This is a genomic window from uncultured Cardiobacterium sp. (assembly GCF_938028185.1).
Lineage (GTDB): Bacteria > Pseudomonadota > Gammaproteobacteria > Cardiobacteriales > Cardiobacteriaceae > Cardiobacterium.
The window spans coordinates 1-7,525 of the sequence record NZ_CALJAH010000378.1; the positions used below are offsets into that span (position 1 = coordinate 1).

The 7,525-nt window shown below is 62.8% G+C and carries 9 protein-coding genes and 1 pseudogene; 9 read left to right on the forward strand and 1 reads right to left on the reverse strand.

Annotated features, from left to right (window positions below):
• Nucleotides 1–532: pseudogene (locus Q0349_RS11085) on the reverse strand (hypothetical protein); the annotation flags it as partial.
• A 165-nt stretch (nt 533–697) separates the two neighbouring features.
• Here Q0349_RS11085 and Q0349_RS11090 point away from each other — a divergent pair.
• The 9 genes from Q0349_RS11090 (at nt 698) to rpoN (ending at nt 7,374) form a co-directional block, all read left to right on the forward strand.
• The gene (locus Q0349_RS11090) at nt 698–1,135 is read left to right on the forward strand and encodes a CopD family protein (protein ID WP_298081021.1); all 438 of its coding nucleotides are present in this window, start codon (nt 698–700) and stop codon (nt 1,133–1,135) included.
• 11 nt (nt 1,136–1,146) lie between these two features.
• Nucleotides 1,147–1,842: a bifunctional 2-polyprenyl-6-hydroxyphenol methylase/3-demethylubiquinol 3-O-methyltransferase UbiG gene (gene ubiG / locus Q0349_RS11095; protein WP_298081022.1), complete on the forward strand. Its 696-nt coding sequence runs from the start codon at nt 1,147–1,149 to the stop codon at nt 1,840–1,842.
• On the forward strand, nt 1,839–2,510 hold the full coding sequence (locus Q0349_RS11100; protein WP_298081023.1) for an HAD-IA family hydrolase: 672 nt from the start codon (nt 1,839–1,841) through the stop codon (nt 2,508–2,510). The genes ubiG and Q0349_RS11100 overlap by 4 nt, the downstream gene beginning before the upstream one ends.
• Nucleotides 2,507–3,184, forward strand: a complete 678-nt coding sequence (locus Q0349_RS11105) for an SDR family NAD(P)-dependent oxidoreductase (protein WP_298081024.1) — start codon at nt 2,507–2,509, stop codon at nt 3,182–3,184. The genes Q0349_RS11100 and Q0349_RS11105 overlap by 4 nt, the downstream gene beginning before the upstream one ends.
• On the forward strand, nt 3,181–4,143 hold the full coding sequence (locus Q0349_RS11110; RefSeq protein ID WP_298081025.1) for a KpsF/GutQ family sugar-phosphate isomerase: 963 nt from the start codon (nt 3,181–3,183) through the stop codon (nt 4,141–4,143). The genes Q0349_RS11105 and Q0349_RS11110 overlap by 4 nt, the downstream gene beginning before the upstream one ends.
• Before the next feature lie 61 nt (nt 4,144–4,204).
• On the forward strand, nt 4,205–4,744 hold the full coding sequence (lptC, locus tag Q0349_RS11115) for an LPS export ABC transporter periplasmic protein LptC (protein ID WP_298081026.1): 540 nt from the start codon (nt 4,205–4,207) through the stop codon (nt 4,742–4,744).
• A complete protein-coding gene (lptA, locus tag Q0349_RS11120) occupies nt 4,728–5,207 on the forward strand; it encodes a lipopolysaccharide transport periplasmic protein LptA (RefSeq protein WP_298081028.1) in 480 nt (159 codons plus the stop codon). The genes lptC and lptA overlap by 17 nt, the downstream gene beginning before the upstream one ends.
• A 2-nt stretch (nt 5,208–5,209) precedes the next feature.
• The gene (gene lptB / locus Q0349_RS11125; RefSeq protein ID WP_366916321.1) at nt 5,210–5,932 is read left to right on the forward strand and encodes an LPS export ABC transporter ATP-binding protein; all 723 of its coding nucleotides are present in this window, start codon (nt 5,210–5,212) and stop codon (nt 5,930–5,932) included.
• Nucleotides 5,933–5,946: 14 nt separating this feature from the next.
• Nucleotides 5,947–7,374 carry an RNA polymerase factor sigma-54 gene (gene rpoN / locus Q0349_RS11130; RefSeq protein ID WP_298081029.1) on the forward strand — a complete coding sequence of 476 codons (1,428 nt, stop codon included), beginning with the start codon at nt 5,947–5,949 and terminating at the stop codon, nt 7,372–7,374.
• Nucleotides 7,375–7,525 lie beyond the last annotated feature (151 nt).

Below are 7,525 nucleotides of genomic sequence, written 5' to 3' on the forward strand. Positions count from 1 at the left end.
CGATTTGCGCGTCGTAATCGTAAATGACGCGGTCGCCCACGCGCAGTTCGTACACCCTGCCGTCGTAATGCCACACCTGCGCCGCTTGCCCGGCGAAGGGATAGACGCGGTCGCAGGCGTTGTAGTTTGATGTTGAACAGTGCAGGCGGAGACCATCGGCGGACAATCGGCAACTTTTGTCGTCGCATTGTTCCGCCGCCGGCAGGGTAAAGGCGGTGTACAGCAGCTCGGCGCGCGGCACGCGGTAGTCGCCGTTGCGCCAGTCATCGAACAGCGACAGGGTTTCTGACCACAGCATCGCGGCGACGACCAGCGGCAGGGTCGCGCCAAAACCCGTGGCGACGACTTTGCGGAAGCGGTGCTGGACGCGCTGACTGTGCTGGCGGCGCATCAGGGTGGTAATAACCAGCCCCGCCCAGACCATGCAGGCGAGGAAGCGGGCGCCGCCGATGTGGTTCGGGATAATCCAGCCGAGGAGGATGAAGGCGGCGAAGTAGCCATGCAGCAGGCGGTCGAGGGTGGTGAAGGTCATCGGGGCGGGTGTTGTAGAAGAGGGGGCGGATATTTTACGGGATGCCGTTTACATACACATTTCCCGCTATTCTGTATGTAAACGGGGCGGCGGGGTGCCGCCCTTAGCAATATTCGTGCCAATGCGGTAAACTGCGCGCCATTACACTACAAGAGGCAATGTTTTATGGCGTATTTGACCTGGAAGGCGCTGCATATCATCGGCATGGTGTGCTGGTTCGCCGAATTGTTTTACCTGCCACGGCTCTATGTTTATCACGCGATGGCGCAGACGGATGGCGACACCACCACGATGCGCCGTTTTTGTGTGATGGAGCGCAAGCTCTATGTCATGGGGCATATCGGCATGGGGCTGACGCTGGTGTTTGGCGGGCTGCTCCTCTGGGCAGGCGGTTGGGCGCATTTGATTGGCCGGGGCTGGCTGCACGCCAAGCTGTTGCTGGTCGCGGGGCTGGTCGCTTACCAAATCGTTTGCGGCCGCATCAACCGCACCTTTGCCGCAGGTCTTAATCGCCGCAGCCACAAGTTTTACCGTTTTTTCAATGAGGTGCCGAGCGTGGCCTTGATTGCCATTGTCCTCCTCGCCTCGCTCAAGCCGTTTTAACCGGAGGTTTTATGCAATCTGTCCCGCTTTCCGCCGATATTGGCAGTTTTCAGCAGCACGGCAGCGCGTTTTGGGACGTGCACGGACCGTATCGCACGCTGCACCAGATTAATCCCGCGCGTTTGCAGTTCATTGAGCGTTTTGTTGATTTGCAGGGGCTGCGCGTGCTCGATGTCGGCTGCGGCGGCGGCATTTTGAGCGAGGCGCTGGCGGAACGTGGCGCGACGGTGGTCGGCATTGACCTCGCCGAATCCGCACTACAGGCGGCGGAAGCGCACCTTGCCGGGCAGGCGGTCGAGTACCGGCTGGAGTCCAGCCGCGAGGTGGCGGCGCGCGGCGAGAAGTTTGACGCCGTTACCTGCATGGAAATGCTAGAACACGTCGCCGATCCGGCGGCGGTGCTGCGCGATATTCACGCGCTGCTGAAGCCGGGCGGCTGGGCGTTTTTTTCGACGGTGAACCGCACCATGAAAGCGCGCCTCGGCGTAATTTGCGCTGCCGAATACCTGCTGCGCCTCGTGCCGCAGGGCACGCATCAATACGACTGGTTTATTAAACCGGCGGAGCTTGCGCGCATGGCAACGCGCGCCGGGCTGACCCCGGTCGCCTTCTGCGGCATGGATTATTTGCCGCTGCGGCAAACAGCGCGCTTGTCGCGTCATCTCGACATCAATTATCTCTTCGCCGCGCGCAAGGAGGCGGCGTGAGCGCGCCCTATCAGGCGGTGTGGTTCGATTTGGACGGCACACTGCTCGACACCGCGCCCGACCTCATCGCCGCTGTCAATCGCGCCCTGGTGCAGCACGGTTACGATGCCGCGCCGCCGGAGAGCATCCTGCCCTACGCCGGACACGGTTCGCGCGCGATGCTGCGCCATGCGCTTGCCGCAGATGCGGACGACCCGCGCCTGCCCGCGTTGCAGGACGCCTTTTACGCCGATTATTTGCAGCACATCGCCGACCGCACCCGCTGGTTTCCCGGCATGGAAGACCTGCTGGCGGCGCTGGAAGCGCGCGGCGTACCCTGGGGCGTCGTCACCAACAAGCTGGAGCGCTTCACCTACGCCATCGCCCGCCATTTCGGCTTTGAGCTGCGCGCGGCGGCGCTGGTCTGCGGCGACACCCTCGCCGTTGGCAAACCCGACCCGGCACCGCTCGCCTACGCCTGCTCGCTCGTCGGCGTCAGGCCGGAGCGCTGCATCATGATTGGCGACAGCAACGCCGACATCCGCGCCGCCAGCCGCGCCGGAATGCCGTCGATTTACTGTGATTACGGCTACACCAACCGCGCCGAACTCGCCGCCGATGACCGCCCGCTGGCGTTCGTGGCGGACGTCGCCGCGCTGCGCCCTTACCTCTTGGGAGTTGAACCATGAAAACCATCCTCCTCACCGGCGCCTGCGGCGGCATTGGCCAGGCGCTTGCCCGTGCACTCGACGCCGAAGGCCATCACCTGCTGCTGCTCGACCTCGACCCGCTCTCGCTCGAAGCGCTCGACGACGAACTGCGCGGCGACCACACGTTAGTGCCGTTTGACCTGTGGCGTAGCGGTTACGACGCCTACCGCCGCCTCGCCGCGATGATTGCGGCAGACCACGGCAAACTGGACGCGCAAATCCACCTCGCCGCCGTCTGCGGCGGCCTGCGCCCGCTCATCCACGACGACCCCGAAAGCTGGCTGCAAGGGCTGCAAGTAAACCTGACCGCGCCGCTGTGGCTGTTCCAGACGCAGCGCGAACTGCTGCAAGCGGGCACCAACCCGCGCGTCATCTTTAGCCTGCACAGCCAGCACCGCGTGCAAAGCGCCTACTGGCACAGCTACGGCGTCGCCCAGGCCGCGCTGGAAAAACTCATCGCCACCCTGCACGCCGAAAAACACGCCTACCCGACCATCGGCTTTGCTACCGTGGACCCCGGCTGGGTCGATACCCCCTTGAGCCGCGCCGTCTATCCCGCCGGACAGGCAAACTGGCGCGATGCCGACGCCGCCGTGCCGCTCTACCTTGACGCGCTGCGCGGCACCCCCGCCCCGCTGGAGCATTACGCATGAGCGACACCCGCCTTGACCACGCCCGCGACGTGCTGCGCCTCGAAGCCGACGCCGTGCGCGCGCAAATCGACCAACTGGGCGCGCCCTTCCTCGCCGCCTGCGACCTGCTGCTTGCCACGCGCGGCCACATCATCGTCACCGGCCTCGGCAAATCCGGCCACATCGGCGAAAAAATCGCGGCGACACTCGCCAGCACCGGCACGCCCGCCTTCTTCGTCCACGCCGCCGAAGCCGGACACGGCGACCTCGGCATGATTACCGGCGACGACACCATCCTCGCCATCTCCTACTCCGGCGAAAGCCAGGAAATCCTGATGATGCTGCCGATTGTGCGCGCACTCGGCGTCAAAACCATCGCCATTACCGGCCGCCCGCAATCAGCGCTGGCACAACAGGCCGACCTGCACCTGCCCATCATTATCGAAAAAGAAGCCTGCCCGCTCGGCCTCGCCCCAACCACCAGCACCACCGCCACGCTGGCACTCGGCGACGCGCTTGCCATCACCCTGATGCAGGCACGGCAATTCAACGAACAGGACTTCGCCCGCTCGCATCCTTACGGCAGACTGGGACGGCGCCTCATGACCAAAGTCGGCGACGTCATGCGCCGCGACGCCGCCGTGCCGCAAGTGGCGCTGGACGCCAGCGTGCAAACCGCGTTATTCCAGATTACCGACAAAGGGCTGGGAGTAACGCTGGTGAGCGACGGCGAGCGCCTGCTCGGCATCTTCACCGACGGCGACCTGCGCCGCGCGCTGGAAAAATACCCCGACGCCTTGCAACGCCCCATCGCCGACGTCATGACGCGCGCGCCACAAAGCACCGCGCCTGCCGTCCTTGCCGCCGAAGCGCTGCAACAAATGGAAGCACGCCACATCACCGCGCTGCCGGTACTGGACGATGGCCGCATCGCGGGCATCATCCACATCCACGACCTGCTGCGCGCGGGGGTGGCGTGATGTTTGAATTTACATACACGATGAGCGCTCCCCTGTATGTAAAGGTAAAGGAGCCGCGCCCATGACCCGCCGCGACCTCATCTGGACGACCGCCGCCGTTTTCGTCGCCCTGTGGTGGTGGCAACGCGAAAACAGCGGCAGCACCGCCCCCGCCGCCGAAGACCCGGTACGCCTCTCGCTGGAAAACAGCACCCTTTACCAATACGACGCCGACGGCCTGCAAGTGAGCGTCCTGCAAAGCCCGCGCGCCGAACACCTCAAAAGCGGCGAAGACCGCCTCTACCAGCCCGAAATGCGCGCCCGCCTGCAAAACGGCGAACGCCAACTGCGCGCGGCGCTGGCCGAGCGCAACGCCGCCAAAAACCTCATCACCTTGAGCGGCGGCGTCCACGGCGAACAAAAGAGCGGCACGCACCACTACCAAATCAACACCGCGAGCCTCTACTACCACCCCGAAAGCCAAATCGCCGAAACCGCCGACCCGATAACCCTTACCAGCGAAAGCAGCCGCACCGACGCCATCGGCGCGCGCTGGGACATGAACAGCAACCGCATCACCCTCGACCACGACATCAGGAGCACCTATGAAACCGCCCGCTAAAACCCTGCTCGCACTCGCCTTCCTCGCGACCATTGCCCACGCACAAGAAAAAGCGACCAACAACCCGCAGCAACTGCCCATCAACCTCAAGGCCGACAGCGGCGAATACGACGCCAACACCGGCATCGCCACCTACACCGGCCACGTCGTCGTCACCCAGGGCGAAATGAACCTGAAAGGCGACAAAATCGTCATCCGCCTGCAAGAGGGCAAAATCCACACCATCGAAAGCTGGGGCAACCCGACCACCTTCCACTACGTCCCCGCCAAAGAGCCGCCGATAGACGGCAGCGGCCAATACATGAAATACACCGTGCCGACCTCCACCGTCGAAATCGACAAAAACGCCCACGTCAAACAGGACAAAAACGAAACCCGCGCCGACCACCTCACCTACAACCTCAAACAAGAGCGCGTCAGCGGGCGCGGCGTCAACATGACCTTCCAGCCAAAAACCAAATAACCATGCTCATCGCCGAACACCTCGAAAAAAACTACCGCAACCGCCGCGTGGTCAAAGACGCCAGCTACCAGGTCGAAGCCGCGCAAGTCGTCGGCCTGCTCGGCCCGAACGGCGCGGGCAAAACCACCAGCTTCTACATGACCATCGGCCTCGTCCGCCCCGACCGTGGCCGCATCCTGCTGGACGGTGCGGACATCACCGCATTGTCGGTACACCGCCGCGCCCGCCTTGGCCTCTCCTACCTGCCACAAGAAGCCAGCGTCTTCCGCAAACTGAGCGTGCGCGACAACATCCTCGCCATCCTCGAACTCGCCACCGACCTCAACAAACCCGACCGCGAAGCACGCGCGCACGAACTCATGCAAGACCTCGGCATCGCCAGCCGCGCCGACACCCTCGGCCAAAGCCTCTCCGGCGGCGAACGGCGACGGTGCGAAATCGCGCGCACCCTTGCCTGCAACCCGCGCTACATCCTCCTTGACGAACCCTTCGCCGGGGTGGATCCCATCGCCGTTGGCGACATCAGAAACATCATCACCCACCTCACCGATCGCGGCATCGGCGTGCTCATTACCGACCACAACGTGCGCGAAACCCTGAAAAGCTGCGACCACGCCTACATCCTCTCCGACGGCGCCATCATTGCCGCAGGCGCGCCCGCCGAAATCGTCGCCAACGAAGAAGCGCGGCGGGTGTACCTCGGCGAAGACTTCACCCTCAACTAACCGGCATAAGGACCATGCAACAAAACCAGAGCCTAGACCTCAGCCTCAAACAAAGCCTCACCCTCACCCCGCAACTCCAGCAGGCGATCAAACTGCTCAACATGAACAGCCTCGACCTGCAAACCGAAATCAGCGCCATGCTGAGCCAAAACATCATGCTGGAGCGCAAAAACGACTACCAGCAAGAGCGCGGCAGCCAGGGCGAAAGCGAAAACGAAGACGGCGACTACGAACCCGAAACCGGCCTGCTCAACCACCTCTCCGGCGAACTCGAATACGACAGCACCTGGGAAGAACACTACGACTACGACTGGAAAGACCACCAGCCCTACCAGGAAGAAGACCCCAACCTTGAACTCTACCTCAGCGGCCGCCCCGACCTCGGCGCCTGGCTCGAAGAACAAATCCGCCAAATGCCGCACCTGAGCGAAGCCCAACGCCAGGCGGCACTCATCATCGCCTTTGAACTCGACGACGACGGCTACTTCCGCGCCGACATCGCCCAACTCGCGCACGCGCACCAACAAACACCCGAACAACTCCAGCGCGGCCTGCGCATCGTCCAACAATGCCAGCCGACCGGCATCGGCGCGCGCGACCTCGAAGAATGCCTCAACCTGCAAATCGCGGCGCTACCGAAAAACACCCCGTGGCTGGCCGAACTCCAACAAATCATGCGGCGCTACTTCGGCTTCATCAGCAAAAACCCGGCGATGATCCGCCAGCGCCTCGAAATGAGCGCCGAGACCTACGACCACGCCATCGCGCTGCTGCGCAGCCTCGACCCGCGCCCCGGCCAAAGCTACAGCGAAGCAGCCCCGCAATACATCGAACCCGAAATCATCGTCCGCGAAAAAAACGGCATCAGCTACATCGAAACCAGCGACAACATCCGCCCCGAACTCACCCTGAACCAGGACTACCTCAAAATCGCCGAAGCCGCCAAAGGCGCGGACAAGACCCTGCTGCAAGCCCAACTGCAAGAAGCGCGCTGGTTTCTGACCGCCATCGACAAACGCGCCGACACCATCCGCCGCGTCGCCCACCTCATCGTCGCGCTGCAACAAGACTTCTTCCAGGAAGGCGAAGCGGCAATGCGGCCACTGTCCAGACAAAAAGTCGCGGAAATGCTCGACATTCACGAAAGCACCGTCAGCCGCGCGGTGAACGGCAAATACCTGATGTGCAAACGCGGCATCTACGAACTGCGCTACTTCTTCTCGGCACAACTGGAAAACAGCGAAGGCGACGACCAGTCCATCCTCGCCATCAAGGCGCTGATTGCCGACATCATCGCCAAAGAAAACCCGGCCAAACCGCTCTCCGACCAAAAAATCACCGATATGCTCAATGAGCAGGGTCACAAAATCGCGCGCCGCACCGTCACCAAATACCGCGAAAGCATGGACATCCCGACCACCGTATTGCGGCGCAAACGCTGAGCGTCCGTTGTATAGCAATCCTCACAAATCCTTGTACGGCACGGGTTTCCCTAAAAAATGGCTTCGCCATTTTTTTTAGGGTGCCCGGTCAGGCGACGCAACACCGTATGAGGCTTTCGGGGGATGGCTATAAACCGGCTCGTAGTGGTGG

What these genes read in the sequence shown, in the direction of transcription:
- ubiG (WP_298081022.1), top strand. Translation starts at nt 1,147, where the DNA reads ATGCAATCTGTCCCGCTTTCCGCCGATATTGGCAGTTTTCAGCAGCAC.
- lptA (WP_298081028.1), top strand. Translation starts at nt 4,728, where the DNA reads ATGAAACCGCCCGCTAAAACCCTGCTCGCACTCGCCTTCCTCGCGACC.
- Q0349_RS11110 (WP_298081025.1), top strand. Translation starts at nt 3,181, where the DNA reads ATGAGCGACACCCGCCTTGACCACGCCCGCGACGTGCTGCGCCTCGAA.
- lptB (WP_366916321.1), top strand. Translation starts at nt 5,210, where the DNA reads ATGCTCATCGCCGAACACCTCGAAAAAAACTACCGCAACCGCCGCGTG.
- rpoN (WP_298081029.1), top strand. Translation starts at nt 5,947, where the DNA reads ATGCAACAAAACCAGAGCCTAGACCTCAGCCTCAAACAAAGCCTCACC.
- Q0349_RS11105 (WP_298081024.1), top strand. Translation starts at nt 2,507, where the DNA reads ATGAAAACCATCCTCCTCACCGGCGCCTGCGGCGGCATTGGCCAGGCG.
- Q0349_RS11090 (WP_298081021.1), top strand. Translation starts at nt 698, where the DNA reads ATGGCGTATTTGACCTGGAAGGCGCTGCATATCATCGGCATGGTGTGC.
- lptC (WP_298081026.1), top strand. Translation starts at nt 4,205, where the DNA reads ATGACCCGCCGCGACCTCATCTGGACGACCGCCGCCGTTTTCGTCGCC.